The following is a 25,142-nucleotide window of genomic DNA, read 5'->3' on the forward strand; positions in this document are numbered from 1 at the left end:
TGGACGCTCACTCCTGGGACAGAGGCGGGACGTCGCGGCGACGCCGTGGGGGTGGAACAGGGTCATAACCTGAACCGCCCCAGGGATGGCAGCGGGCCAGACGACGCAGCGCCAGCCAGCCGCCGCGCAACACGCCGTGGCGCAGGATGGCCTCCACGGCATAGGCGGAACAGGTGGGATAAAAGCGGCAGGCGGGGGGCAGCACCGGCGATATGCAGCGCTGATAGATACGTATGGGTAAAACGCAAAGGCCGCGCAGCAGCATTTTCATCACACCCCACCTCGGGCCGTCGCGCGCGGCAACGGCCCGGCGCCCCCAAAGGAGACGCCCTCCCACGGACCGCGACGGCTCGGAGCCGCTCGGCCCGTGGGGCGTTTTCGATTCAATCGCATGCTTCGGCCGCCCGCCCGCGCCGGGCTATCCGCCGCAGCAGCGGCAGAAATTCGGCGGTCACGCGGGAAAGGTCCAGCGCGTCACCGCCGGTATGCCTTTTCGCCACAGCCACCAGATCGGCATGGACCGGCAGGAGGTCGGAGTGCAAACGGAAAAACTCCCGCAGCAAACGCTTGACGCGATTGCGGACCACCGCATTGCCTACTTTGCGGGAAACAGCCATGCCCGTGCGCGTACAATCGCCGACATGCTCTCTCGGAAGCACAAACAGGAGGAAATGCTCGGTATGGTAACGTCTGCCCCGCTCATAACAGGCGGTAAATTCCGCCCTGCGGCGAACACGGACGTGCCGTGGAAAGGTCAGACGCGACACAAAAGCCCCCGGCGTACGACAAGGGCGGTCATACCCGTCCGGCTAGGCACTCAGGTTTTTGCGGCCCTTGGCGCGACGGCGGCGCAGAATGGCGCGGCCGCTGGGGGTAGCCATGCGGGCGCGGAAACCGTGGGTGCGGGCTCTTCTGATTTTACTGGGTTGGTATGTTCTTTTCATGACTCTGCTCCCTTCTCTTTTTTACGCACTCCGCCCGCGACAGTGGCGCGACAGGTTGCCGGACTCCGGAACTATCGGCCCGGAAACAGGGGCGGACGCGGATGCTGCGGGTTTTACCCGTGTTTCGCGCCGACGGCATACCCGCGCGGCTGCACAAAACGGCCTGAACCCTGAACGGTAAAATATATGGAAGAAGCTACATACACGCCCGCCGTCCCCTCGTCAAGCGGCGCACATGACGAGGATCGCTCCGGTCCCGGCGGAAAAAGGCGCGCGGCCGCCCGGACCGGGCCTCGACAGCCGGTCGACCTTCCGCAATGCCCGGAGAAATTTTCCGGATCAACGGGGCGTCGCAGGAGCCTTGGGCGCGACCGGGTCCGCGGGCATAATCGGCAGAGGCACGGGCGGAACCGCCACGGCGGACGCGGGACCGCTGTACGGCGCGGCCTGCTTTCCCACCACAGGCTTGGCGGCCTCGGGCGACGGCGCTGGGGAGGCCCCCTTCTTGGCGGCCGGGGCGGCGACTGCGGGCGGCTTGAGCGCGGTGGAACCCGCCCCTGCCGGAGCCGTCCGCTGCCCGGACTTCTGCTTTTCCGCGGAAGCTGCGGCTCTGGCCGGAACGCGCCGCCGCGCGGGTCGCACGATCTTGTCGCTGTCGACAGGCAGAAGTTCCGGCACGGCCGCCGGGTCCACAAAACTCGCGCCGCCCATCCGGAGTTGGCGCGGGATCACCAGCGTATTCCAGTACAGGCGCGCTCCGCCGTCCTGAATCCAGGCTTCATCCAGGTTGACGCCGCCCGAGGGCAACCGGGCCGGAAGATGCGGCGGCAACGGCACCACCGGAGCGCCCACTGTGGGCGACGACACGAGCGGAGCCTGCGGCCCGGCAAGATAGCCCGGCGCGGCGGACGAGGACAGGGAGCGGGATTCCACAGCCAGGGCCGGCGCGGCCAGGCCCAGCAAAACAGTCAAAACAATCAACATGCGCATGAGACTACACCTCTACCCGGCTTATCGGCCCGCTCCCCAGCCACTTTAGAGCGGAACCCGCATTTCTCCGGATTTCGCGGCAATATTTTTCCGCTGCCGCTTCCGCCCCATGCTCCTTGACACCACCGTCCGGCTTGGGCAGAGTTTCCGAAATCAGCCGGGCACGAAGCTCGGGAGCAGCTAAACGGTTGCCGCGAAGACAATGCCGCCTGATATTGGACACAAATTCAAAGCCTATCCAGCTCCAAAGCCGTTCAAGTGTTAAATGCTGCGGAGCAGTTCACGCATGAAATGCGCCAACTGCTCCGCAGGGATTTGTCCGCAAATCCTTGTCACGGAATGCGAGCAGGCGGGCCTTGCTCGCCGTAAGCGAGCATTTCAAGTGTTAAATACTCTAAGGAGAAAACATGCCCACGCCCGATCTCGTCGCGGCTCCGGCCCGACTCGCCCCCTGCATCGTCCTCATCGGCATGGCCGGAGCGGGCAAGTCCACGGTGGGCGGCGTGCTGGCGCGCGAATTGGGCTGGGCCTTTCTGGACAGCGACCATTTGATTGAGGCCCTATACGGCGTACGCCTCCAGGACGTGACTGACGCCCTGGGCAAGGAAGGCTTTCTGGATGCGGAATGCACGGTAATCCGGGCCATCAAGGCCAACCGTACGGTCATCGGCACCGGCGGCAGCGTGGTCTACCGGGAGGAAGCCATGCGCCACCTGGCGAAGCTGGGTCCCATCGTCCATCTGGACCTGCCCCTGACCGTGATCGAAGAACGCATAGCCCGCAATCCCCAGCGCGGGCTGGCCATCGCGCCGGGCCAGACCCTGGACGACATCTTTCGTGAGCGGGAGGCCCTGTATGCGGCCTGGGCCGATCTGCGCTGCGACTCCCAAGGCAAAAATCCGCGTGAATGCGCCCAGTGGATCCTCAGGCATTTGCCGCCGGATCTGCTCACCGCCGATGCCTGAGCCATGCCATTTTCACGGCGCCGTCGCCATATTCCAGAGCAATTCGCGCTTAAAATTATCGCTTGGCGGCGAAGTAAATTCGCCTTGCGATAATTTCGCTGTGCGGATTTCCGCAGAAAATCCGCACAGCGCGTTGAGATATTTTCAATATCAAAACGCTCTAGGGCCTGTTAACACTATTTGACAAAGAGCGAGTATTCCGTAAGAATGTCTTATGCAAATTACTCGCGAACAATATGAGAGAATCGCTGACTGCTTCCTGCGCCAAAGAGGTAATGTCCATTTTGACAATCTCCAGGTGTTGAATGCGATTCTGTACGTTGCGGAGCATGGGTGTAAATGGCGTGGACTGCCGAAAAATTTTGGCTGTTGGCACAGCATCTACACGCTCATGAACCGCTGGAGCAAGAACGGAGTTCTTGACCGTATATTTGAACTCCTTCAACAAGAGCAGATACTCCGCCTTAAAATAGAAGCAGTTTCTCTCGACAGTACTATTGTTAAGGTTCATCCCGATGGAACAGGGGCCTTAAAAAAACAGGTCCGCAGTCCATCGGAAAGCCCAGAGGCGGCTGGACGACCAAGCTTCATATGGTTGCCGCGAATGCTGAATGCGCGTTGAATTTCAGCCTCACTCCCGGCAACGCCGGCGATGCCCCCGAGGGGCGCAGGCTGCTTGTCCAGTTGGGGCCGATGCCAGCGCCGTGCAGCTTGCTTATGGATGGCGCATATGAGGGTAATGAAACGACTCGCTTGGGACGTGAGTTGGGCTTCACTCCGGTGGTGCCGCCCAATCCCAACCGACTGAAACCGTGGGAGTATGACAAAGAGCTATACAAAAGACGTAATGAGGTAGAACGGCTTTTCAGGAGGCTCAAAGGCTTCCGCCGTGTTTTTACTCGGTTCGATAAGCTCGATGTCATGTTCCTGGCCTTTGTCGTCTTTGCGTTAATTGTTATAGCTCTGAAATAGTGTTAACAGGCCCTAGAACATTTACCACTTAAAATGCACTGACAGGCTGACGCCCGATTGCTATGGCGGCCGCCGGGGCTCTCATCCGCTGAGCAAAGGCGGAACAAACGAAAAGCGGGGCGCAAGCCCCGCTTTTCAAGATCTGTTCAATGCCGGTGGCGGCCTAGAACTGCCATTCCTTGCCGTCGTAACGGATCAGCTCGTTGAGACGGCGGGCGCGCACCTGCTGGCAGGACGCGGAAAGCGCTTCCTTCTTGCTGGCGCCGCGGCATTCATAAATTTTTTCCTGATAGCGGATAAAGCCCACATACTGTCCCGAAGCACCGGGACGCAGTTCCGTGGTCACGTTGGACGTGTCCACTTCCACGTAGCTCGCCACATAATCCTTGCCGTCCTTGCGCACTTCCTTGCTGGCCTTGGAAGGCATGACGGTGCGGGAGGCCTGGAGCGCCAGTTTGTGGCCCACCCTGTCCAGTTCGGCGCTGATTTCCGCTTCGGACTTGGCGCCTCTGGGGGCTTTTTTGGCCGAGGCTTTTTCAGCATTGGCCTTGGTCTTGGATTTGCTCTTGCCGGGGACGTCCTTAACCGGAGCCGGCGCGGGCTCGGGCGCGGCTTCGGAGGCGGTGGCCTGATCCTGCGGCTGCGCGGCGGGGGTCTGCGTTTCGGAGTCATCACTGCTGCTGAACCAGGCGCAGCCGCCGGTCGCAAGGCCCAGGGTCAGAATAAGAGCCAGTAAAATTCGCATGGACATACCTCATAATCAAAGCCGGGCGGCAAGCGCCGCCCGGCTTTTTCTGCAATTACGCTACACGGTCCGCTTAGTCGAAAGAGATTTCGGTGCGGCGGTTCATGTAACGGCCTTCTTCGGTCTTGTTGTCGTACTTGAAGGACTTGCCGCGGCCGATGGCGGTCATCCGGCTGGCGGGGATACCCTGCTTCTCCAGATAGTTCTTCACGGCGTTGGCACGGTTCTGCGAAAGAACCTTGTTGTAAGCGTCGGTGCCGATCCAGTCGGTCCAACCGTTGAGGATCACGCGCTTGTTGGGATTGGCCTTGATCAGGCTGGCGGCTTCGTTCAGGATACCCATGGCCTTGCCGTCAAGAGCATAGGAATTGAAAGCGAAGTGCACGCCGCGCAGCACGATCACGTCCTCGTCCTGGCAGAACACGGACAGCACGAAGCGTTCCACAGCGGCGTCGCTGGTGGCCAGCTCTTCACCGCGAACCACGACGGAACCGGGGTTCATGGCGGCGATCTCCTTGATCACGGCTTCACCATGGGGGGTGTCGGCAAAGGAGATGATGTGGATGACCATGTTACGCTGGCTGGCATACAGCTGGCGGGCCACTTCCACGATGTCGGTGCCGCGGTTGTTGTCGCCGTCGGTGACCAGGATGAGAGCGGCGTCGCGCTTCATGCTGGAGATAAAGGGTTCATACTTCTGCAGGCCGTTGCCCATGCTGGTCATACGGCCGAAGATCTGGAAGCCGGAGCGCAGCTTGTCGATGCCGACGCTCATGGCGTTGCGGTCCCAGGGGCCCTGGGCGATGATCATGCCGTTGGGCGAGATGGTGTGCAGGCCGCCGTTATAATCCAGGGCCGGAATGGCCGCGTTCACGCGCTGCAGCACATTTTTGGCCACAACGATTTTATCCTGTTTAAGCTGCTTGTTCTGCATCATCATGGAGCCGGAATAGTCCACGACGAAGTCGAAGCTCTCGATTTTTTTGTTGCACGCCGGCGTGGCGGCGACCGCCGCGACGGCGTAGCTCAGTACAAGAGCAGCCGCAAGAACAAGAAGACGAACTGATTTCATAGTGCCTCCCAAAACGTTGTTGTGTGTCGTTGAATTACCGTCAACATACAGTAAATCACGGTTTGCCCGCCATATTACCGGCTCGTTGCCGCGCAGGCATGGAGACGATAACTGCTTTTTCCATAACCAGATTCAGGAAAAACCGCAAGCCGTAATGTGGGAATTCCGGGCGATTCCGGACGCGCGGGAGGTCCGGACGCGACCCGGCACATCGGCTAAACGTTACGGACTGTGCGGGATGCTGGACAGTGCGGCGCGGCTCGGGCATACTTTCTTTTAGAAATAAAGGAACCCAGTCATGCCCGCATTGACCTTTTCCAAATGGAGCCCCGGCGGCAACACCACGCTTTTTTTCCCGGCCGAGGGCAAAAGCGCCCCCGAACAGGCACGCCTGGCCCGTCTGGCTCTGGACCCGCAGCATCTCGGCGGCGAGCAGGCCGGTTTCGTGGACCCGCGCGAACAGCGGCTGCGCATGGCCGGGGGCGAATTTTGCGTCAATGCCAGCCGGGCCTTCGGCGCGCTGCTGGCCTTCAGCGAACACGAGCAAGGGCCCCGCCAGGCGGCTCTGGAGGGGCTGCCCGAAACGCCGCGCGACGGCACAGCGGAACGGCACTATGAAATACGGGTTTCCGGCTGGCAGAGCCCGGTGCGCCTCGCGGTGCGCGGCAGCTGCCCGCACTGGGAAGTGGAGGCCGTGCTGCGCTTGCCCGCCTGCCCCCTGCGGTCTCTGGCCGAGGGCCTGACCCTGGTGCGCCTGCCGGGCATTGTCCATGTGCTGCTCAATGCCGCCCTGCATCCCTTTCCCGAGGACTGCGACACGGCGGCGGCCCTGCTGCGCTGGCGTTGCGGCCTGGACGGGGAAGCCGCGGTGGGGGCCATCTGGTGGCGGGAATGCCAGGGCCAGCTGGACATGCTGCCCTTGGTCCATGTGCGCGACGCGCAAACCACCTGCCTGGAAAGTTCCTGCGGTTCCGGCGCGCTGGCTCTGGCCCTCAGTCTGTCCCGCGCGGGCGGGCGGCGCGATTTTTCCATCATGCAGCCCGGCGGCTCGGCCCTGGACGTGCGGCTGTTCAACGAGGGCGAGGAACGTCTGGCCGCTGTGGACGGCCCGGTTTCTCTGGTGGCGCGGGGGCAGGTCTGGCTGCCTGACGACGCGGCGTGAGCTCGACGTGGCCCGGACTGTGACGCGACCCCTGCGCGAAGGCTTCACCACCGGCACGGCGGCCACGGGCGCGGCCTTGGCCGCGCTCACCCTGTTGCGCACGGGTCGCGCGCCCGACAGCGTGGACGTGCCCCTGCCGCCCTTCGCGCCCGCCGCCGGGGAAGAATCTTTCGCCGGGCGCAGCCCGCGCGGCCGGTGCGTTCTGCCGGTGGCGGACTGCGCGCCGGGCCCGGCGGCGGAGCTGATTCCGGATTTTCTCCCGGCTCCGGCACAGGTCGCCGGAGCGGCCCACGCCTCCATCCGCAAGGACGGCGGCGACGATCCGGACGCCACCTCGGGCGCGCTGATCACGGCCAGCGTATTGCTGCGCGATTGCGAAGCGCCTTTTTGGGCACCGGACGATCCCGACTTTACGCGCATCGAGGGCGGCCCCGGCGTGGGCCGTGTGACCCTGCCGGGCCTGCCCCTGCCCGTGGGCACGGCGGCCATTAATCCCGTGCCCAGGGAGCAGCTTCGCTTCGCCCTGGGCCGTCAGGCCGCGCGCCCGGTCCCCGGACGCGGCCCCTGCCCGCCTCTGACCGTGATCATCAGCGTGCCGCAGGGCGCGGAAATCGCCCGGCACACCTTTAACCCGCGCCTGGGCATTGTGGGCGGCATTTCCATTCTGGGCACCCAGGGCACGGTCCGCCCATACAGCCACGCCGCCTGGCGCGCCACCATCGAACAGGGCCTGCATGTGGCCCAGGCCACGGGCTGCCGCACAGTCTGCCTTTCCACCGGACGGCGCTCGGAGAAACTGCTTATGGCCCGCTACCCCGAGCTTGCGCCCCGGTGTTTCGTGCAGGCTGCCGATTTTGCGGAATTTTCCCTGCGCGCCGCCGGAGCTCTGCCCTTTGAGCGGCTGGTCTGGGGCTGCTTTTTCGGCAAACTGGTCAAGCTCGCCCAAGGCCATGCCTATACCCACGCCCGCGACGCCGAGCTGGATATGGCGGCTCTGGCGCATCTCTGTAATGAGACGGGCACGGCCTGCGCCCCGGCTGTGGCCCGTTGCGTGACCGCATCGCACGCCCTGGAACTGTTGCTGGCCGACCCCGCCGGATCGGATGCGCTGGCCGCCGTGATCCGTCGGGCGGCCCAAACCGCATGGGCTTTCGCGGGTCGCCCCGTAAGCCTGCACCTTTTTCACACTGACGGCAGGGAATTGATGGCACTATGAAAAAGCAGATTGTGCTTCCCGGCATTGCGTTCACGGAAACGCCCCGGCCCACGGACGCCGCCGTGGACACGGTGGACGCGGAAGACCGTGCCGAGGGCGCGTCCCCGCAAGCTGAAGCGATAAAAGAAACAGGACAGGCGGACGGCTGGCCGCCCATGGCGGACATGCTCCATTCGCTCTTTGTTTTTGAACCCACCACGCCGGAGCCCGCGCCCATCACCGTACTGGGCCTGGGCTGCGGCTGCGCGCGCGGCCCGGCGGCCCTCGCCCCGGAACAGCGCGCCCTTCTGGAAGCGGCCGACGTGCTCTGCGGCGGCAGGGAACTGCTGGCGGCCTTTGAAGCTCAGGACGGCCAAAGCGGACTCAAGGCTCGCCTTCTGCCGCTCACCCTGCCGCTGGAACCCCTGCTCAGCCGCCTGAGCCAGATGCGCGCCGCCGGGGAACGCGTGCTGTTGCTGGCCGACGGCGACCCGCTCTTTTTCGGCATCGGGGCCACCTTGGTGCGCCAGCTGGGCGCGGAGGCCGTGCGTCTGATTCCGGCGGTCAGCTCCCTGCAGCAGGCCTGCGCCCGCCTGGCCCTGCCCTGGCACAAGGTCGTCTGCCTCTCCCTGCACGGCCGGGACGACCTGGGCCCGCTGAATGTGGCCGTGGCCAAGGACGCGCCGCTCTGCATCCTCACCGACGCCCGCATGACCCCGGACGTGCTGGCACGCCATCTGCTGGACCGGGGCGTGGACTGGTTCACGGCGCATATTTTCGAGCGCATGGGCGCGCCCGACGAAGCCCGGCATCAGTTGAGCCTGGCCGAGGCGGCCTGTCGCACTTTCGGCCCGGCCTGCACCCTGCTGCTGATCCCCGGCGAGCTCCCGCGCAGGCCGCACCTGGGCCTGGACGCCGAGGAGCTGGCCGTGGAAGGCAAGCTGATCAGCAAAAAGCCGGTACGCGCCGCCGCGCTGTCCCTGCTGCGCGTAGGACCGCGCCATGTGGTCTGGGATATCGGCGCGGGTTCCGGGGCCGTGGCTCTGGAAGCCGCCGTGCTGGCCCATGAAGGCCGGGTGGTGGCCGTGGAGCGCAGCGCCGGGCGGGCCATGAGCATTCAGGAAAACCGCCGCCGCTTCGGGGCCGCCATTCTGGACGTCTGCCTGGGCCAGGCCCCGGAATGCCTGCCCTCCCTGCCTGATCCGCAGCGGGTCTTCATCGGCGGGGGCCTGTCCGGCGAGGATGCCGAGGATATTCTGGGCCATGTCTGCCACCGCCTGCCGCCCGGCGGACGCCTGGTTGCCAGTTGCGTGCTGCTGGACACCTTCTGCCTCTGCCGCCGCTTTTTGGAAGGTCTGGACTGGCCCTTGGAAATTATGCAGATTCAGGCGTCCGAGGCCCGCGAGCTGGCGGGAGATCTGCACCTGGCGGCCCTGAATCCGGTTTTTCTGCTGGCCGCGCAGAAACCCGCGTCCGGCGGGAAGTAAAACGGACGCGCCGCCAGGAGCTGTTTCTAAATAAGGGTGTTCGTTCTCCGCCAAGAAAGCGAGTCCCGGGCGAAGGGAGTATATTCAAACCCGGCCTTCGCACGGGGCGAGCCTGACGCCGGCAGAGGACGAAAAGGAGCATTCATGCCGAACACGCACACAAAGTCCGAAAACGCGAAAACAGGCATGGTTTTCTTTGTGGGGGCCGGGCCGGGCGACCCGGAACTGCTGACCCTCAAGGGCCGCAAAGCTATTGAAGGAGCCGGGCTGGTGCTCTACGCCGGTTCCCTGGTGCCCCCGGAGGTGGTGGCCTGCGCCGGGCCGGACGCGCGGGTGGCGGATTCCGCGCCGCTGACCTTGGAAGAATGCCATCAATTGGTGCGCGAGACGGCCCTGGCCGGAAAGGACGTGGCCCGCGTGCATACGGGTGACCCCTCATTATACGGAGCCCTGCGCGAACAGATCGCCCTGCTGGAACGCGACGGCATCCCCTGGCGGGTGATCCCCGGCGTCACGGCGGCCTGCGCGGCGGCCGCCGCCGCGGGCGTGACCTTTACCGTGCCGGAAGTAACCCAGAGCCTGATGATCAGCCGCATGGAAGGCCGCACTCCCGTGCCGGAACGCGAACGCCTGGCCGCCCTGGCCGCGCACAGGACCTCTCTGGCCGTCTATCTCTCGGCCCATTCCGCCGCTGGCCTTCAGGCGGAACTGGCCCGCAGCCTGCCCCCGGAAACGCCGGTGCTCTGCGCCCATCGCGTGGGCTGGCCGGACCAGCAACTGCACTGGACCACCCTGGACGGCCTGGCCCGTTGCGTGGAACAACACGGCATCACCCGCCAGACCGTTTTTCTGATCCTGCCCGGCGAGTTGGAAAAGGGCGCGGCCTCGCGCCTGTACGCGGCGGACTTCAGCCACGGTCGGCGGCAGGAAAAAACATAGCGCCCGGCGTCTGTTTCCGCCGTTCAGCGCTTCGTAAACCCAATGCTTCTCTCACTCCGCCTCCCGGCCACCGGCGGCCCGCGCCTGTCGGAATCGGCGGTAAAAGCCCTGCATAAGCCCGCCCATATATTCCAGCTTCTGGTACACGGTCATTTCGCCGTCATAGTCGAAACAGAACTGTTGTTTGCCCTCCACGGGCCGCCAGGCCGCAAAGGCCTCATCCGTGAGCGCGAAGGCGTATTCCTCCGGCGTCATTCTGGGGCTGAGCAGAAGCATAATCCCTCCTGAGTATCACACAGAACATCAACGCGCCTTCCACAGACCAGACGGCTGCGACAGCCGGGGGAGGTTCAGGCAGATTCTGAATCTAGCAGCCGGGCAGGCGGCCGACAAGCCCGGCCTGCCCGCCGCGGCCCTGTGGAAAAACCTTTCATAAAAAATTCCGGAACTGACCGGAAATACATTTGAAATCGCCGGTCAAGCAGTATATACACGCCCGACCCTTCATATTCACCCATTTTGTCAAAAACAGGATCACGTCATGGCATGGTATACCCGTCTGGGCATGGCCCCCCGGATCATCGTTCCGGTTTCCATTTTGCTGATCGCCGTGCTGGGCACTCTGACCTGGCAGATCCAGACCAGAACGTCCGCCGCCACCCAAGAGATGGCCAGACGCGAACTGGCCGATCTCGCCACGGCACAGGCCGGTCCCATCTCCACCTTTCTGAGCGCTGCCCTGACACAGGCCGACACTCTGGCCGGCGGCCTGGGCCAGGCGCTCAAAAGCGGCATTCCCGTTTCGCGCGAGCTGCTCGTGGCCATGCTGGAAGGGCTGCACTCCGGCAACAGCGCCGCCATCGGCTCGGGAGCGGTATGGGAGCCCGGCGCGTTTGACGGCCGCGACGCGGAATTCAGGAATACGCCCGGCAGCGATGCCGCAGGCAAGTTCATCCCCTATACCGCGCAAGGCGAGCGGGTTACCCTGCTTACGGAGTACGAAAAGGCCGACTATTACCTGGAACCCAAAACCAGAAAAAAGCCCTACCTGACCCCGCCGTACATGTACGAGGTCGGCGGCCGGACAGTGCCCATGACCACGGCGGCGGCCCCGGTTCTGGTGGACGGAACATACCGGGGCGGCGTGACCGTTGACGTGGAGCTGAAGGGCTTGCTTGAGCAGGTCACCCGCATCAAGGCCTATTCCACCGGCTACGCCCAGCTGATGACGCAGGACGGCACACTGGTGGCGCACCGCAACCCTGATGTCATCAACAAAAACATTTTCAAAATGGGCTGGATTTCCGCCGACAAGGCGGAGGAGGCATTCCGCAAGGGCGAGCCCTATATGGAATTGCGCCGGGACGCCGAGGGCGGCGGCATGATCTTCTGCTGTTACGCGCCCGTGCCCCTGCTGAAGACGGATCAGGTGTGGTATCTCGCCCTGATCGTACCCATGGATGAAGTGCTGGCGGGCGTGCGCAGCATCAGCATGCTGACTATCGTCATGAGCATTGCCGCCATTCTGCTGGTGACCGGCTTTATTATGCTTATCGTGCGCGCCTCGGTCAGGCCCCTGTCCCACCTGGCCGACGCCGCGCAGGCCATTGCCGGGGGCGATCTGCATCATGAAATCAGGGATGAGCGTTTCGGCGGGGAAGTCCGGCGGCTCAGCACCTCCCTGAAGAACATGATCGCCGGTCTTCTGGAGGGGCTTGACCGGGCTGAAAAGCTGAGCGCCGACGCGCGGTCCCAGGCGGAGAAAGCCCGTGCGGCCATGCTGGAGGCGGAAGCATCCGAGAAGCAGGCCGGAGCCAAAACCGCGGCCATGCTGGCGGCGGCGCAACGGCTGGAGGAAGTGGCCGGCACGGTTTCCTCGGCGTCCACGTCCCTTTCGGCCCAGATCGTCCGGTCCGAGCGCGGCGCCTCCGAACAGGCGGCCCGGGTTGCGGAAACCGTGACCGCCATAGAGCAGATGAACGCCACTGTGGTTGAAGTGGCACGCAATGCGGGCACGGCCGCGGGCGTTTCCGCCCATACGCGCGAAAAGGCCATCAGCGGCGAAGACATTGTCAAAAACGTGGTGGACAGCATCCGGGACGTGCAACGGCAGTCTCTGGCCCTGAAAGAGGATATGGAGACGCTCAGCGGGCACGCCCAGTCCATTTCCCAGGTTATGGGCGTCATTTCCGACATCGCGGACCAGACCAACCTGCTGGCGCTGAACGCGGCCATTGAGGCCGCCCGCGCGGGCGATGCCGGGCGCGGTTTTGCCGTGGTGGCCGACGAGGTGCGCAAACTGGCCGAAAAAACCATGGCCTCCACCTCGCAGGTGGGCAACGCCATTGCCGCCATTCAGGGCAGCACCCGGCAGAGCATGGCCCAGGTGGACAATGCCGTGGCCACCATTGACGCGGCCACGGACTATGCCCGCCAGTCCGGCGGAGCCTTGCAGGAAATCGTCAGCATGGCGGAGCAGTCCGCGGACCAGGTGCGGGCCATAGCCACGGCTTCGGAAGAACAGTCGGCTTCCAGTGAAGAAATCAGCCGTTCCATCGACCAGGTCAACGCCATTGCCGGGGAAACGGCCCGGGCCATGGCCGAGTCCTCCCGTTCCGTCAGCGACCTGGCGGAACAGGCCCGCATTCTGGCCACGCTCATCGAGGACATGAAGCGCGCATAGCGTGCCGCCGCCCGCCACAGCCGCAGACAAAAAAAGGAGGGGCCCCCACGGCCCCTCCCATTCTGAGTGGAGATCTGCTGGAACGCGGATCAGCCGCGTACCCCTTCATGTCACGGAAAGGTGATGCGTTCCGGTTATGCCGCCTGACGGCGTTCCACGCCGCGCGGCGGCTGTTTTCGCGCCTGTCGCCAAAGGCTTGGGCGCGGGTGGGTCGGCGCGTTATTGCGCGGGCGCGTCCGGGCTGGTCTGCACCAGCGCCAGTGCCAGGCGCGCCAAAGGGCTGCCCGGCGCGGCGCGCCCGCCGCGCAGCCGGTTGCGCACAAAACCGGCCATATCCAGAGCCAGGGCCGCGTCGTCGGGGACAAAGCGGCTGGCCTTTTTATTGTCTTCCAAAATGGCAAGATAACGCGTGAGCCGGGCCAGTTCCTGTCTGGCCTCGGGGTCGGCGTCATCCTGCGCGGCCTTCGCCGTTCGGGATGCGTCAGTTATGATTAGCGACATGTCCATTCCTCCCTGAATGGATCACTGCTTCCCTGCAACGGGGTGGTCTGATCCGCCTCCTTACGTTTGGTGTTGCGTTCTCCCCTTTCCCCACTCAACAGTATTCTTATCGGCCCGCCGGAAGCGGCCATTAGGGGAGGATAAAAAAAATTTATAAAAATTATTTTGACTGAATATTCAAACAAACCGGGCTCTGGCGGCCTATAAAGGCATATGAAATTAGACGGTTGCCGGGTGGCCGCGCTTGCCACGTCGTTCATTCGCGTTTAATCTGGCGCAAATCGTTTCGCCGAAAACGCGGTTTTCGACTCGCCCGCCGCCCACGAGGGCGGCGACCGGCATTGCGTCACTTGTTGCAAGTTTGTTCCAAGGGGACGCAACGCCGAACACGTTGAGGCGCGCCGCGAAGACCGACCCGACGGGCGGCCCGTAGGGCCGTGCCTGTAGCCCAAAGGGCGTACAGGCATCGAGAGCAACGCGGCGTGGATTCCGGCAAAGCGACCGAAGGCAGCCCGATGGGCAGTCCCTGTTGGCGACAACGGAGCCATACGGGGATCGACAGCAGCGATAACCGCGTTTTTTGCCGGAATGAACCCTCTGAACCCCGTAGCGTTTCAGAGGTAAACCGCTCTAATGAGATGCCACGCCTCACCTGTCGGTTCGGCGTGAAGATCACACAGCAAAAAACGCGGTTTTTGCTGTGCTTACGCCGCCTGCGGCGGCGCGCAACCCCTTGCGGGTTTGCGACATGTGTCGCTTGACGCGACACTAAGAGCCCAATCGCAGCACAGGAGAGCATATGCCGACCCCCATTCTACACAAGGAAAGCCTGATCCCGGGCAAAACCAGCAAACTGGTCCTGCACGCGCCGCACATCGCCCAAAAAGCGCATCCGGGACATTTCGTCATGTTGCGCATGAGCCCCACGGGCGAACGCATCCCCCTGACCATCGCCGATACGGATGCGGCCAACGGCACCATCACCATCGTCTATCTGGTCCTGGGCAAAAGCACGGCCCTGCTGGAAACCCTCAAGGAAGGCGACGCCATTCCGGACGTCTGCGGTCCGCTGGGCCATCCCACGCACATTGAAAAACGCGGCACTGTGATCTGCGTGGGCGGCGGCACGGGCATCGCGGCCATGCACCACATCGCCAAGGGCCACTCCCGCGCGGGCAACCGGGTGGTGGGCATCATCGGCGCGCGCAGCAAGGACCTGCTGCTCTTTGAAAAAGAGCTCTCCTCCTTTGCCGACGAACTGCTGATCTCCACCGACGACGGCAGCTACGGCCACAAGGGCCTGGTCACGGATCTGCTGCGCGACCGCCTGGAAAAGGACAAGACCGTCTTTGAGGTGGTGGCCGTGGGCCCGGTGCCCATGATGGCCGCCGTGGCCGACACTACCCGCCCCTTCGGCGTGAAGACCACGGTCAGCCTCAATCCCATCATGGTGGACGGCATCGGCATGTGCGGCGCCTGTCGCGTAAGCGTGGGCGGCAAAACAAAATTCGCCTGTGTGGACGGGCCGGAATTCGACGGGCATGAAGTGGACTTCCCCGAACTGCGCCGCCGCCTTTCCGCCTACCGCGACCAGGAAAGAATCTCCTTCGACTCTTACAACGGGTGCGCTCATGGAAACTAAGAAAGCCAAAAAACCGCTGGCCCCCAGGGTGGAGATGCCCTGTCAGCCCGCCGAAGTGCGGCGCTCCAATTTTAAGGAAGTGGCCTTGGGCTACACCAGGGAAATGGCCATGGAGGAAGCCTCACGCTGCCTTCAGTGCAAAAAGCCGCTCTGCGTTTCGGGCTGTCCCGTGGAAGTGCCCATTCGCGACTTCATCGGCGAGGTGGCGCGCGGCAACATGGACGCGGCCTACCGGATCATCAAATCCACCAACAGCCTGCCCGCGGTCTGCGGCCGCGTCTGTCCGCAGGAAAACCAGTGCGAGGGCAAGTGCATCCTGAAGGCCAAGGGCCAGCCCATCGCCATCGGGCGGCTGGAACGCTTTGTGGCCGACACCTACATCGCCACCACGGCCTGTGAGCAGGTCACGGGCACCAATGCCTGCGCCGTGCCCCAGTGCGGCAAAAAAGTGGCCTGCATCGGTTCCGGCCCCTCTTCCCTGACCTGCGCGGGCGTCTGCGCGGCAGCGGGCATCAAGGTGGACGTTTTCGAAGCTCTGCACGAGCCGGGCGGCGTGCTGATTTACGGCATCCCGGCCTTCCGCCTGCCCAAGAATGTGGTGGCTACGGAAATCAACGGGCTGAGCCAGGCGGGCGTGGATTTTCACATGAACTATGTGGGCGGCCGCACCCTGGACGTGGCCGAACTGCGCAAGGAATACGACGCCGTGTTCATCGGCGTGGGCGCGGGCCTGCCGGTCTTTCTGGGCGTGCCCGGCGAAAACCTGGTGGGCGTGTTCTCGGCCAACGAATACCTCACCCGCGTGAACCTGGGCCGGGCCTACGATTTCCCCAAGCAGGACACCCCGGCCTTCCCCGGTAAAAACGTGACCGTTTTCGGCGCGGGCAACGTGGCCATGGACGCGGCCCGCACAGCCCTGCGCATGGGCGCGGAAAACGTCTACATCGTCTATCGTCGCACCAAGGCGGAAATGCCCGCCCGCCGCGAGGAAATCGAACACGCCGAGGAAGAGGGCGTGCAGTTCGCCATGCTGGCCTCTCCCCTGCGTTTCAACGGCGACGCCGAAATGCGCCTGCAATCCGTGACCCTGCAAAAGATGGAGCTGGGCGAACCCGACGCCTCTGGACGCCGCCGTCCGGTGCCCGTGGAAGGCGAAGTCTACGATCTGCCCACGGATCTGGCTATCGTGGCTCTGGGTACCCGTTCCAATCCCATTCTTCTGGACGCCACGCCCGACCTGGAGCAGAACAAGTGGGGCTACATCCAGACCAATGAGGAAACCGGCGAAACCTCCATTCCCAACGTCTTTGCCGGCGGCGACATCGTCACCGGCGCGGCCACGGTCATTCTGGCCATGGGCGCGGGGCGGCGGGCCGGGCAGGAAATCGTCAAGAGGCTGCTTGCCTGACGCCATGTTCTTTTGCCCGCCGACTGTGTCAGGCCGCGCGGCCCGGCGCGGGCGCGTGCCTGCCTTGCCGACGGACAAAATTCCTATGGTGTCATGGGAGAGGAGCTTGCCTCCTCTCCCATAAATTTTTATCTTTTTCCGGCAAGCCGCGCACCTGGGACAGCCGAACATGATAACAGTCGATCTGCACACCCACACCAAATACTCGCACGGGGCGAACTCGCCCGCCGAGATGTACGCTTCGGCCCTGGACAAGGGACTGACCCTGCTGGGCTTTTCCGAGCACTCGCCCCGCCCGCTGGGTTTCGACTACCTGCACGAGTACCGCGAGCAGCTCACCCGCCATCTGCCGGACTACGCGCGCGAGGTGCTCGCGCTCAAGGCCGCGCCGCGTGAGGGGGGCCATGGCCCCTGTCGCGTGTTGTTCGGCATGGAAATGGACTGGCTGGACGGGCAGGAAGACTACACCCGCGCCGCGTGCACGGCCTATGACTTCGACTATCTGCTGGGCAGCGTGCACTTTCTCGGGCGCTGGGGCTTTGACGACGGCGTGGAGCCCTGGAAAAGCGCCTCCCAGGAAGAATGCGAAAGCCGCTATACGGCCTATTTCACGGCCTGGGAAGCCATGATCCGCTCGGGCCTGTTCAATATCGCGGCCCACCCGGACCTGATCAAAATTTTCTCTGTGGAACAATTCCACATCTGGCTCGCCAAAGCGGAGAGCACGGCGCAAATCCGCCGCTGCCTCACGGCCCTGCGCGACGCGGGCATGGCCATGGAAATCTCCTCGGCCGGGCTGCGCAAGGCCTGTCGCGAAATCTATCCGGCCCCGCCCATCATGGCCCTGGCCGCCGAGCTGGGCCTGCCCGTCAGCTTCGCCTCGGACGCCCACGGCGTGGACGACGTGGCCCACGGCTTCGCTCGGCTGGCCTCCTACGCCAAAGCGTTCGGCTTCAGGGAACATGTGTTTTTCGACAAGGGGCGCATGACGACCCTCCCCCTGTAGAGGGTGTCGTCATGAGCGTCTTTTCGGTTATCTCCGCGTCAGACTTCGCCCGCTTTTTCAGTCGAGTACCAAAAGAGTACACTCCTTCAAAGCGGGCTCGTCTTCCTTGATATAACACGAAAATCCATCTCATGACGACACCCTCTAGAGCAGTTCAAGTGTTACATGCTCTCACCACAACACCGACACGAGCCATGTCCCAATTCCAGCCCAGACCGTCTCTGCCCGACGCCGCCACGAGGCCCCAAGGTATCCCCCTGGTCACGGTGGACGGCGTCAGCCTGTTTCTGCCCGGCGATCCCCGCCAGGAAATGGTACTACACCATATCGACTGGCGAGTGGAACGCGGGCGGCACTGTGCCCTGCTGGGCCCCAACGGCTCGGGCAAATCCACCTTGCTGCGCCTGCTGCGCGGCGAACTCTGGCCCGCAAGCGGCCATATTTGCTGGCATACGGAGGAGGGCGCGGAGGAATCTCCCCTGGCCGGGCGTTCCATGACCGCCCTGGTCTCCCCGGCCCAGCAGGAAAGCTACCAGCGTCAGGCCTGGGACATCACGGGCCGCGACCTACTGCTCACCGGCCTGGAGGACACCCCCCTGCCCTACAGTTGTTCCGGCATGCCCAGGGGTGACGAGCAGGCCGCCGCCGTGGAGGCCCTGGCCGCGCGCCTGAAAGCCCTGGGCCTGCTGGCCCGCAGCCTGCCCACTCTTTCGCAGGGGCAGTTGCGCCTGCTTTTGCTGGGCAGGGCCCTGCTGCGCGCTCCCGCTCTGTTATTGCTGGACGAATGCGCCGACGGCCTGGACGCGGCCCATAAAAAAGTCTTTTTTGACGTGCTGGAGGAATACGCCGACCGCTGCACCGTGATTCTTACCGCGCACCGGGCTGACGCCCTGCCGCCCTGGTGCACGGAGCGCCGCCACATTCACGCGGGCCGCCTGCTGGATGCGCCACCCCCGGCCCGCGCCCTGCCCGCCGCCCAAATGGGCAGCGCCCCGCCGGCAAAAGCAGGACGTCCGGTTTACAGCGCCACGGGCCGCATCCTGCTGGCCCTGGAAAACGTGTCGGTTTACATTGACCGCCACAAGGTACTGCACGACGTCACCTGGAGCCTGCACGAGGGCGAGCACTGGCAGATCACCGGAGCCAACGGCTCGGGCAAGTCCACCCTGCTGCGCCTGCTGGCCGGGGACGAGTTCGTGGCCGCCGGAGGTATTATCAGCCGCTGGCTGCCGGGTCAGGGCGGCCATGTGGAAATGCTGGCCGATGTACGCAAGGGCGTGCGTCTGGTATCGGACCTTTCCCAGGCGCTCTACGGTTTCGCGCTCAACGGGCTGGAATTGGTCTGCTCCGGCTTTGACAACAGCATCGGCGTATACCGGGAATTTACGGAAGCGGAACGGGACGAGGCCTTACGCGTCATGGCCGGGCTTTTCCCGGAGGGAGACGCGGCCCGCGTGGCGGAAACATCCATCCGTCGCCTCTCCAGCGGGCAGTTGCGCCGTCTGTTTCTGGCCCGCGCCCTGGTGGGGCGTCCGGACGTTCTGCTGCTGGACGAACCCTGCTCCGGCCTGGACGCGGAAAGCCGCGCCCGCTATCTGACCCTGCTGGATTGTCTGGCCGCCCCGGCGGAAACCGGGGGGCTGAGCGCGCATCTGGTTTTTGTCTCGCACCACGGGGAGGACGCCCCCCTCTGCATCAATCGCGAGGCGCGCATGGAAAACGGGCGTCTGACCGTCCTGCGCTGACCCCGTCACCTCTGCCGCGCGCCTTTTTACGCTTCAAAGCGCGACGCGCTCCAGGCCGGCAGCAATGCGCCCCTTTTTTCACAAAAATACGCCCTTTATCAGCGGGCGAATAGAAAGAACATACCCCGAGGTCTATCTTTCGAACATATCCAGTTCGCGGCTTCGGGAGGTTCTTCATGTCCAGCGCCAATACGTCCGAGACGTTCCGGCAATACTTGTGCGACAATGTCAGAAGGCAAGGGCACAATCCCGCGCGCGTCTTCGCGGGATTTCTGCTCGCCTGGAGTCTTTTTGTCCTGTTCTGGACAATCCTTCCCCCCTTTCCCGGCCTTTCGCATGAGGGCATGACAGTGCTCGGCATCGTGCTCTGGGCTTCGACCATGTGGGTCAGCTCAGCCATGCCCGTGGGCATCACGGGCATTTCCATTCCCACATTGCTGCTCATCACCCGCGCTCTGCCCTGGGAAAACGGCAAGCCGCCCATGGCCGTCATTTTCGCCGGTTTCACCAACCATGTGATCTGGCTCTGCCTTTTCGCCTTTCTGGCGGGCGCGGCCATGCAGCTCATCAGGCTGGACCGGCGCATCGCCCTGAGCATCCTGGCCCGCCTCAAGGCCTCGTCGGTAGGGCGCATCATCTGGGGCATGTTTTTCGTCAACATTGTTCTGGGCTTTCTGGTGCCCGCGGCCAATGCCAGGGCCGCCACCCTGCTGCCTGTGGTGCAGGGCATCTGTAATCTGATGGGCGATACGCCCGAAGAACGCTCGGCCAAAAAGGCCATCGTCATCCAGTCCCTGGTCTACGGTTCCATGATCTGCGGCATGTTCATCATGACGGCCCATCTGCCCAACATGATTCTGGTGGGCATTTTCGACAAGGGCGGTTTCACGAATCTGAACTATCTCAACTGGGCTTTGCTGCAACTGCCCTACCTGGGCATGTTCGTACTGACCCAGATCTGGATTCGGCACTATTTCAAAACCTCCGGCATTCACATCGCCGGGGGCGAGGCCTCCATCAGGGAAAAAAGCCGGGCCCTCGGCCCCATGACCCTGTCTGAAAAAACCCTGCTGGCCGTCTTTCTGCTGGCGGGCGTCATGTTCATGACCGGCAAGGGCAGCTTCATTTTCGAATTGCACCGCCAGCCTCTGGGCGTCATCGGTCTGCTGGGCATACTGCTTCTCTTCGCGCCCGGCCTGCTGCCCTGTTCGTGGAAGGCCATTCAGGAAAAGACCATCTGGGGCACCTTTCTGCTGCTGGGCGGCGCCATGACCATGACCACGGCCATGACCCAGTCCGGTCTGGCCCAATGGCTGGCCGACATCATCCACGCCCTGGTCACCGGCATGTCCTGGTGGCAGGCTGTGCTGGCCCTGATGGTCGGCACGCACGTCATCCGCCTGGGCATGCTGTCCAACGTGGCGGCCGTGGCCATGCTGGCTCCGGTGGTCTTCGCCATGGCTCCCAAGCTGGGCCTGCACCCCGTGGCCTTCACCATGCTGGTCTGCGATACGGACACCTTTGCCTACATCCTGCCCACCCAGATCACGGCGGCGGTCATCGCCTCCGGCACGGACACCTTCACTCCCGGCGACTACGCCAAGGCGGGCTGCGTTTCGGTATGCATCGCCATCGCCTACGGCCTGTGCATCATGGCCCCCTGGTACGCCCTCTGGGGCATGCCCGTCTGGGATCCGGCCGCACCCTGGCCGTTTTAGAGCATTTTCAGTTTGAAACGCGGAGCTTTTCAAACTGAAAATGCTCTAAGCTGCGCGATCAAGCGCCGGAGCGGGTACGGTACAAAGAGAAAACTGTGGGTAACGTCAAAGCTGATCTGCTGGAATATGTTCAAAGCATCCCGGCTGCGCACCGGGCCAGACAAGGAGAGAACTATGGCATACATCGCCGCCGGACGGGCTTCGGATCGCTTTCCTGAAACGCCCGCCGACATTGAAACCGTCGTCGTCGACGCCGACCTGCTGATCATCGGCGGCGGCAACGCGGGCTGCTTCGCCGCCTGGGAGGCGGCCAGGCTGGACCCCTCTCTGAAAATCGTCATCATGGAAAAAGCCGACATCATGCGTTCCGGCGCGTGCGCGGCGGGCATGGACGCCATCAACACATACATACCGGCGGACAAAAGCCCCGAAGACCTGGTGCGCTGGAGCCGCGCGCAAGTGGGCGGCGGCCCCCTGCGCGAAGATCTGGCCCTGTCCAACGCCAGAGAACTCAACGAATGCGTGGATGATCTGGAGCGCTGGGGCGTCCCCTTTCTCAAGGATGAAGACGGCAACAAACATTACCGGGGCCGCTGGGATATTTCCATCCACGGCGAGCAGCTTAAACCCATCATGGCCGAAAAGGCCATTGAAAGCGCCGACGTGTACAATCGCGTCGCCGCGACCTCGCTCATCGTGCGCGGCGGCGTCTGTCTGGGGGCTACAGGCCTGGGCGTGCGCGACGGCAGGTTCTATATTTTTCGCGCCAGGGCCACCATAGTGGCCACCGGCGGCGCGGGTACGCTGTACAAGTCCTATACGGCGGATTCCACAGACTGCGGCGCGCAAATCTGGATGTGCCCCTATTGCGTGGGCTCAGGCTACGCCATCGGCTACCGCCAGGGCGCGGAGCTCACCAGTCTGGAGCAGCGCTGGGTAGCCACCCGCACCAAGGATTTCTGCGGTCCGGTGGATACCATTTCCGTGGGCTATCACTCGCCCATCATCAACGCCAGAGGCGAACGGGTCATGAGCCGCTACAGCCATCTGGGGGGCGACGCCGCGCCGCGTTACATCCGCGCCAATGCGCCCATGGAGGAATGGCTTAACGGCCGGGGGCCGTGCTATTGCGACACCACCGTCCTTTCCCCGCAGGCCGCGCGCGAAATGATGGAGGATTATCTCAACGAGCGCCCCTCGTTCGTGCTCTTTCTGGCCAGCCGGGGCCAGGACGTCACCAAGGAGCCCATCGAAATCTACGGTTCCGATCCCTACATCGTGGGCGGGCATACCGGCAGCGGCTACTGGGTGGACATCAACCGCATGACTACCCTGCCCGGTCTGTTCGCCGCCGGGGAAACCGCCGGGGGCAATCCCAACAAGTTCGTGGGCGGCTGCGCGGCGGAAGGCAAGCTTGCCGCCAGGGGCGCCCGTGCTTATATGCAGTCCGTGCCGCCCGTCGTCGTGACGGCGGGCGACGAGGACATGCGGGCCGAAATGGCGCGCGTCTACGCCCCGCTTCTCACCCGCCGCGAGGACGGCGTGCGGCCTGTGGAGATGAAGGAACGTCTCCAGCGCCTGATGGACGAATACGCGGGCGGCGTCAGCCAGTTCTACCGCACCAACGAAGAACGCCTGGACTACGCCCTGAAGCATATCGCCATGCTCCGCAAGCAGTTTCCCCTGCTGCGCGCGCAAAGCTTCCATGATCTGATGCAGGCCCATGAAACCATGGACCGCGTGGATGTGGCCGAGGCCGTGGTGCACCATCTCAAGGCCCGCCGGGAAACCCGCTGGAACGGCTGGCAGACCCGCAGCGATTATCCGGAACGGGATGACGTCAACTTCGACTGCTTTGTGGAATCCGTGCGCAACCCCGCCAGCGGGGAAATTCGTGTTTTCACCCGCCCCTATGAACAGATTCTGCCCGGCGACAGGACGCGGGGCTGATCCGGCGCAACGCGCCGCAATAATGAGGACATAAACATGCCGCCTCTAGTGAATGCAAGCAGATGCACGGGCTGCGCCGGGAAGGAGGAATCCTTCTGCGAAAGGGCCTGCCCCGGCGACCTCATGGCCGTTTCCCCTCAGAGCGGCAAGGCTTTCTGCCGCGCCGCCAACGAATGCTGGGACTGCATGTCCTGCATCAAGGTCTGTCCATCGGGCGCGCTGGAGCTGCGCATCCCGTACCAGATAAGCTATTTCGGCGCACGGCTGCGCCCCATCCTCGGCAGGAACAGCATTACCTGGAAATGCCGCGACATCAACGGCGTCGAAAGCACATACAGCTATCGAAACCGGACAAACTGACCCACCGCGAAGCCGCGCGGCGTCCGGCCCCTACCTCCGGGAACAGGCCGGACGCCGCGCTTGCGGGAATGCCATGTCTTTTCTGCATGTTCTACGCAAGAGCTGTTTTTTCGACGGGCTGGAGCAGGAAAAAGCCCTCTTTCTTTCCCGCGCGACCCGTTTGTGCCTGAAGAAAGGCGAACGTCTTTTCTCGCGCGGCGACCCGGGCGACGCCTGCTACTATATGGAAAAGGGACTGGTGCGGATTTTCGGCGTGGCCGGCGACGGCAAGGAACCCATGTTTTTTCTGCGTCGCACAGGCGAAATGTTCGGCCTTTCGGAAGTGCTGGAAGGCAGCCTGCGCATGGCCAATGCCCAGACCCTGATGCCCAGCGTCATCCACGTCATGGATGCCGCCGCATTCAGCGCCATGCTGGAAAGCCGCTTCAGCATGGCCCGGCGGGTGATCAATGTGCTCGGCAACCGCCTGCGCTACTGCAACGATCATATCTGTCGCCTGACATCCTCCACCGTGCGCGACCGGCTGCTGCGTCTGCTGCTCTGTCTCGTCTGCGACAACCTGCCCGCCGACGTCGCAGCGCCGGCCTGGCAGGCTCCGGTACGGGGCGATATGCCCGTTTCGCAAGAGCAGATCGCCGCCATGATCGGTTCCACCCAGCCCACGGTCAGCGGCGTTTTACAGCAGCTTCAGGCCGAGGGGCTGCTGGTGGTGCAGCGTGCCCACATTGAAGTTCTCGCGCCGCGGCGCCTGCTGGCCCTGATCGACGCTCAGGAATAAGGCGACGCGTCCCCTCAGGCGTGGCCCCCCTTTTTTCTGCCGCCCCATCGGGCCCGGATCAGTTCAATGACCACCGGCAATACGGAAATGACGATAATGGCATAGACGATGATGCCGAAATTCTCGCGCACCCAGGTGAGGTTGCCCAGGAAATAACCGGCGGACACAAGCCCGCCCACCCAGAGAATGCAGCCGGTAATATTGTAGAAAAAGAAGGTGGTTGGGTGCATCAGGGCGATGCCCGCCACAAAGGGCGCAAATGTGCGCACAATGGGCACAAAACGCGCCAGCACAATGGCTTTGCCGCCGTGCCGCTCATAAAACTGATGGGCCTTGAGCAAATGCTCTTTCTTGATCAGCCGGTTTTCGCGGGAAAAAATGGCCGGTCCCACATGCCGTCCGATGCAGTAGTTCACGGCGTCGCCCAAAATACCGGCGGCCAGCAGCACCAGCATGATCTCGCCGTAGCCCATGAGCCCCGCGCCCGCCACCACGCCGGAAGCGAACAGCAGGGAATCGCCCGGCAGAAAAGGCGTGACCACCAGGCCGGTTTCACAAAAGACGATGACGAAAAGAATTGCATAGACCCAGAGCCCGTACTGCTCCACCAGCTCAAACAGATGCACGTCAATGTGCAGCACAAAATCCAGAAAATAACTGACCATTTCCATCCGGGATGATCTCCTTGCCTGCCGGTTTCGCGGCGGGCACTCCGCCCCGTTCCGGCCCCACTCTTGTACCGCAAGCCGGCTTGTGGCACAACAACGCCTATGCCCCGATATCTCTCAGAACAGACCCCCTTTGCCCATCCGCCTCTTCTCGGCGCGTGCTCCGCCCTCGGGTGCGGACGCCAACGTCCGCCGGGGCGGCGCGCATTTTC

Annotated in this window: 24 protein-coding genes; 15 read left to right on the forward strand and 9 right to left on the reverse strand. The window is 63.6% G+C overall.

Annotated elements, in window-relative coordinates; all coding sequences use genetic code 11:
* Positions 1-7: 7 nt before the first annotated feature.
* The 4 genes from yidD to HMPREF0326_RS15430 form a co-directional block, all read right to left on the reverse strand.
* Entirely contained in the window at positions 8-271 is a 264-nt protein-coding gene (gene yidD / locus HMPREF0326_RS00625) for a membrane protein insertion efficiency factor YidD (RefSeq protein WP_008681905.1), read from the reverse strand.
* A gap of 112 nt (positions 272-383) precedes the next feature.
* Positions 384-767: a ribonuclease P protein component gene (rnpA, locus tag HMPREF0326_RS00630; protein WP_008681907.1), complete on the reverse strand. Its 384-nt coding sequence runs from the start codon at positions 765-767 to the stop codon at positions 384-386.
* A gap of 42 nt (positions 768-809) precedes the next feature.
* Positions 810-944, reverse strand: coding sequence for a 50S ribosomal protein L34 (rpmH, locus tag HMPREF0326_RS00635; protein WP_008681909.1), 135 nt, complete (start codon positions 942-944; stop codon positions 810-812).
* A gap of 339 nt (positions 945-1,283) precedes the next feature.
* Positions 1,284-1,928 (reverse strand): hypothetical protein, encoded by a 645-nt coding sequence (locus HMPREF0326_RS15430; protein WP_147568358.1) that lies wholly within the window; start codon positions 1,926-1,928, stop codon positions 1,284-1,286.
* 413 nt (positions 1,929-2,341) lie between these two features.
* Between HMPREF0326_RS15430 and thrB the strand changes: the two genes are divergently transcribed.
* Both thrB and HMPREF0326_RS16520 read left to right on the forward strand, forming a co-directional pair.
* A complete protein-coding gene (thrB, locus tag HMPREF0326_RS00645) occupies positions 2,342-2,899 on the forward strand; it encodes a homoserine kinase (RefSeq protein ID WP_008681912.1) in 558 nt (185 codons plus the stop codon).
* A gap of 214 nt (positions 2,900-3,113) precedes the next feature.
* Positions 3,114-3,871 (forward strand): IS5 family transposase gene (locus tag HMPREF0326_RS16520; RefSeq protein WP_147568359.1). Its coding sequence is split into 2 segments (ribosomal slippage): positions 3,114-3,438 and positions 3,438-3,871, totalling 759 coding nucleotides; the frame shifts between segments, so codons are not numbered across the junction.
* Between the two features lie 163 nt (positions 3,872-4,034).
* Here the strand turns inward: HMPREF0326_RS16520 and HMPREF0326_RS00660 are convergent.
* Together HMPREF0326_RS00660 and HMPREF0326_RS00665 are read right to left on the reverse strand one after the other, a co-directional pair.
* A complete protein-coding gene (locus HMPREF0326_RS00660; protein WP_020990111.1) occupies positions 4,035-4,616 on the reverse strand; it encodes a hypothetical protein in 582 nt (193 codons plus the stop codon).
* A gap of 73 nt (positions 4,617-4,689) precedes the next feature.
* On the reverse strand, positions 4,690-5,688 hold the full coding sequence (locus tag HMPREF0326_RS00665; RefSeq protein WP_008681923.1) for an OmpA family protein: 999 nt from the start codon (positions 5,686-5,688) through the stop codon (positions 4,690-4,692).
* Positions 5,689-5,986: 298 nt separating this feature from the next.
* Between HMPREF0326_RS00665 and HMPREF0326_RS00670 the strand changes: the two genes are divergently transcribed.
* From HMPREF0326_RS00670 to cobM, 4 genes are all read left to right on the forward strand, one after another.
* A complete protein-coding gene (locus HMPREF0326_RS00670; protein ID WP_008681925.1) occupies positions 5,987-6,850 on the forward strand; it encodes a hypothetical protein in 864 nt (287 codons plus the stop codon).
* 7 nt (positions 6,851-6,857) lie between these two features.
* Entirely contained in the window at positions 6,858-8,066 is a 1,209-nt protein-coding gene (gene cbiD / locus HMPREF0326_RS00675) for a cobalt-precorrin-5B (C(1))-methyltransferase CbiD (protein ID WP_020990112.1), read from the forward strand.
* The gene (locus HMPREF0326_RS00680) at positions 8,063-9,532 is read left to right on the forward strand and encodes a bifunctional cobalt-precorrin-7 (C(5))-methyltransferase/cobalt-precorrin-6B (C(15))-methyltransferase (protein WP_008681927.1); all 1,470 of its coding nucleotides are present in this window, start codon (positions 8,063-8,065) and stop codon (positions 9,530-9,532) included. Before cbiD ends, HMPREF0326_RS00680 begins: the two co-directional genes overlap by 4 nt.
* A 144-nt stretch (positions 9,533-9,676) precedes the next feature.
* Complete coding sequence (gene cobM / locus HMPREF0326_RS00685) at positions 9,677-10,471, forward strand: precorrin-4 C(11)-methyltransferase (protein WP_009302869.1); 795 nt, start codon at positions 9,677-9,679, stop codon at positions 10,469-10,471.
* Between the two features lie 51 nt (positions 10,472-10,522).
* Here cobM and HMPREF0326_RS00690 read toward each other — a convergent pair whose 3' ends face one another.
* On the reverse strand, positions 10,523-10,747 hold the full coding sequence (locus tag HMPREF0326_RS00690; RefSeq protein WP_008681929.1) for a hypothetical protein: 225 nt from the start codon (positions 10,745-10,747) through the stop codon (positions 10,523-10,525).
* A gap of 265 nt (positions 10,748-11,012) precedes the next feature.
* Between HMPREF0326_RS00690 and HMPREF0326_RS00695 the strand changes: the two genes are divergently transcribed.
* Positions 11,013-13,154, forward strand: coding sequence for a methyl-accepting chemotaxis protein (locus tag HMPREF0326_RS00695; protein ID WP_020990113.1), 2,142 nt, complete (start codon positions 11,013-11,015; stop codon positions 13,152-13,154).
* Positions 13,155-13,373: 219 nt separating this feature from the next.
* On the opposite strand, the gene HMPREF0326_RS00700 is transcribed toward HMPREF0326_RS00695, so the two are convergent.
* Complete coding sequence (locus HMPREF0326_RS00700; RefSeq protein ID WP_009302867.1) at positions 13,374-13,655, reverse strand: hypothetical protein; 282 nt, start codon at positions 13,653-13,655, stop codon at positions 13,374-13,376.
* A gap of 799 nt (positions 13,656-14,454) precedes the next feature.
* Between HMPREF0326_RS00700 and HMPREF0326_RS00705 the strand changes: the two genes are divergently transcribed.
* From HMPREF0326_RS00705 to HMPREF0326_RS00740, 8 genes are all read left to right on the forward strand, one after another.
* Positions 14,455-15,297: a sulfide/dihydroorotate dehydrogenase-like FAD/NAD-binding protein gene (locus HMPREF0326_RS00705; RefSeq protein WP_008681932.1), complete on the forward strand. Its 843-nt coding sequence runs from the start codon at positions 14,455-14,457 to the stop codon at positions 15,295-15,297.
* On the forward strand, positions 15,287-16,705 hold the full coding sequence (gene gltA, locus HMPREF0326_RS00710) for an NADPH-dependent glutamate synthase (protein WP_008681934.1): 1,419 nt from the start codon (positions 15,287-15,289) through the stop codon (positions 16,703-16,705). The genes HMPREF0326_RS00705 and gltA overlap by 11 nt, the downstream gene beginning before the upstream one ends.
* 169 nt (positions 16,706-16,874) lie before the next feature.
* Positions 16,875-17,711, forward strand: coding sequence for a histidinol-phosphatase (locus HMPREF0326_RS00715; protein ID WP_008681936.1), 837 nt, complete (start codon positions 16,875-16,877; stop codon positions 17,709-17,711).
* 194 nt (positions 17,712-17,905) lie between these two features.
* Positions 17,906-19,456: an ATP-binding cassette domain-containing protein gene (locus HMPREF0326_RS00720; protein ID WP_020990114.1), complete on the forward strand. Its 1,551-nt coding sequence runs from the start codon at positions 17,906-17,908 to the stop codon at positions 19,454-19,456.
* Between the two features lie 176 nt (positions 19,457-19,632).
* Complete coding sequence (locus HMPREF0326_RS00725; protein ID WP_008681940.1) at positions 19,633-21,174, forward strand: SLC13 family permease; 1,542 nt, start codon at positions 19,633-19,635, stop codon at positions 21,172-21,174.
* A 174-nt stretch (positions 21,175-21,348) separates the two neighbouring features.
* Positions 21,349-23,124, forward strand: a complete 1,776-nt coding sequence (locus tag HMPREF0326_RS00730) for an adenylyl-sulfate reductase subunit alpha (protein WP_008681941.1) — start codon at positions 21,349-21,351, stop codon at positions 23,122-23,124.
* A 36-nt stretch (positions 23,125-23,160) separates the two neighbouring features.
* On the forward strand, positions 23,161-23,484 hold the full coding sequence (locus HMPREF0326_RS00735) for a 4Fe-4S dicluster domain-containing protein (protein ID WP_008681944.1): 324 nt from the start codon (positions 23,161-23,163) through the stop codon (positions 23,482-23,484).
* A 73-nt stretch (positions 23,485-23,557) separates the two neighbouring features.
* Positions 23,558-24,262: a Crp/Fnr family transcriptional regulator gene (locus HMPREF0326_RS00740; RefSeq protein ID WP_008681946.1), complete on the forward strand. Its 705-nt coding sequence runs from the start codon at positions 23,558-23,560 to the stop codon at positions 24,260-24,262.
* 14 nt (positions 24,263-24,276) lie between these two features.
* Here the strand turns inward: HMPREF0326_RS00740 and HMPREF0326_RS00745 are convergent, their stop codons facing one another.
* The gene (locus HMPREF0326_RS00745; protein ID WP_008681948.1) at positions 24,277-24,933 is read right to left on the reverse strand and encodes a DedA family protein; all 657 of its coding nucleotides are present in this window, start codon (positions 24,931-24,933) and stop codon (positions 24,277-24,279) included.
* Positions 24,934-25,142: the final 209 nt, after the last annotated feature.

This window comes from Desulfovibrio sp. 3_1_syn3 (assembly GCF_000145315.2).
GTDB classification, from domain to species: Bacteria; Desulfobacterota; Desulfovibrionia; order Desulfovibrionales; family Desulfovibrionaceae; genus Desulfovibrio; species Desulfovibrio fairfieldensis.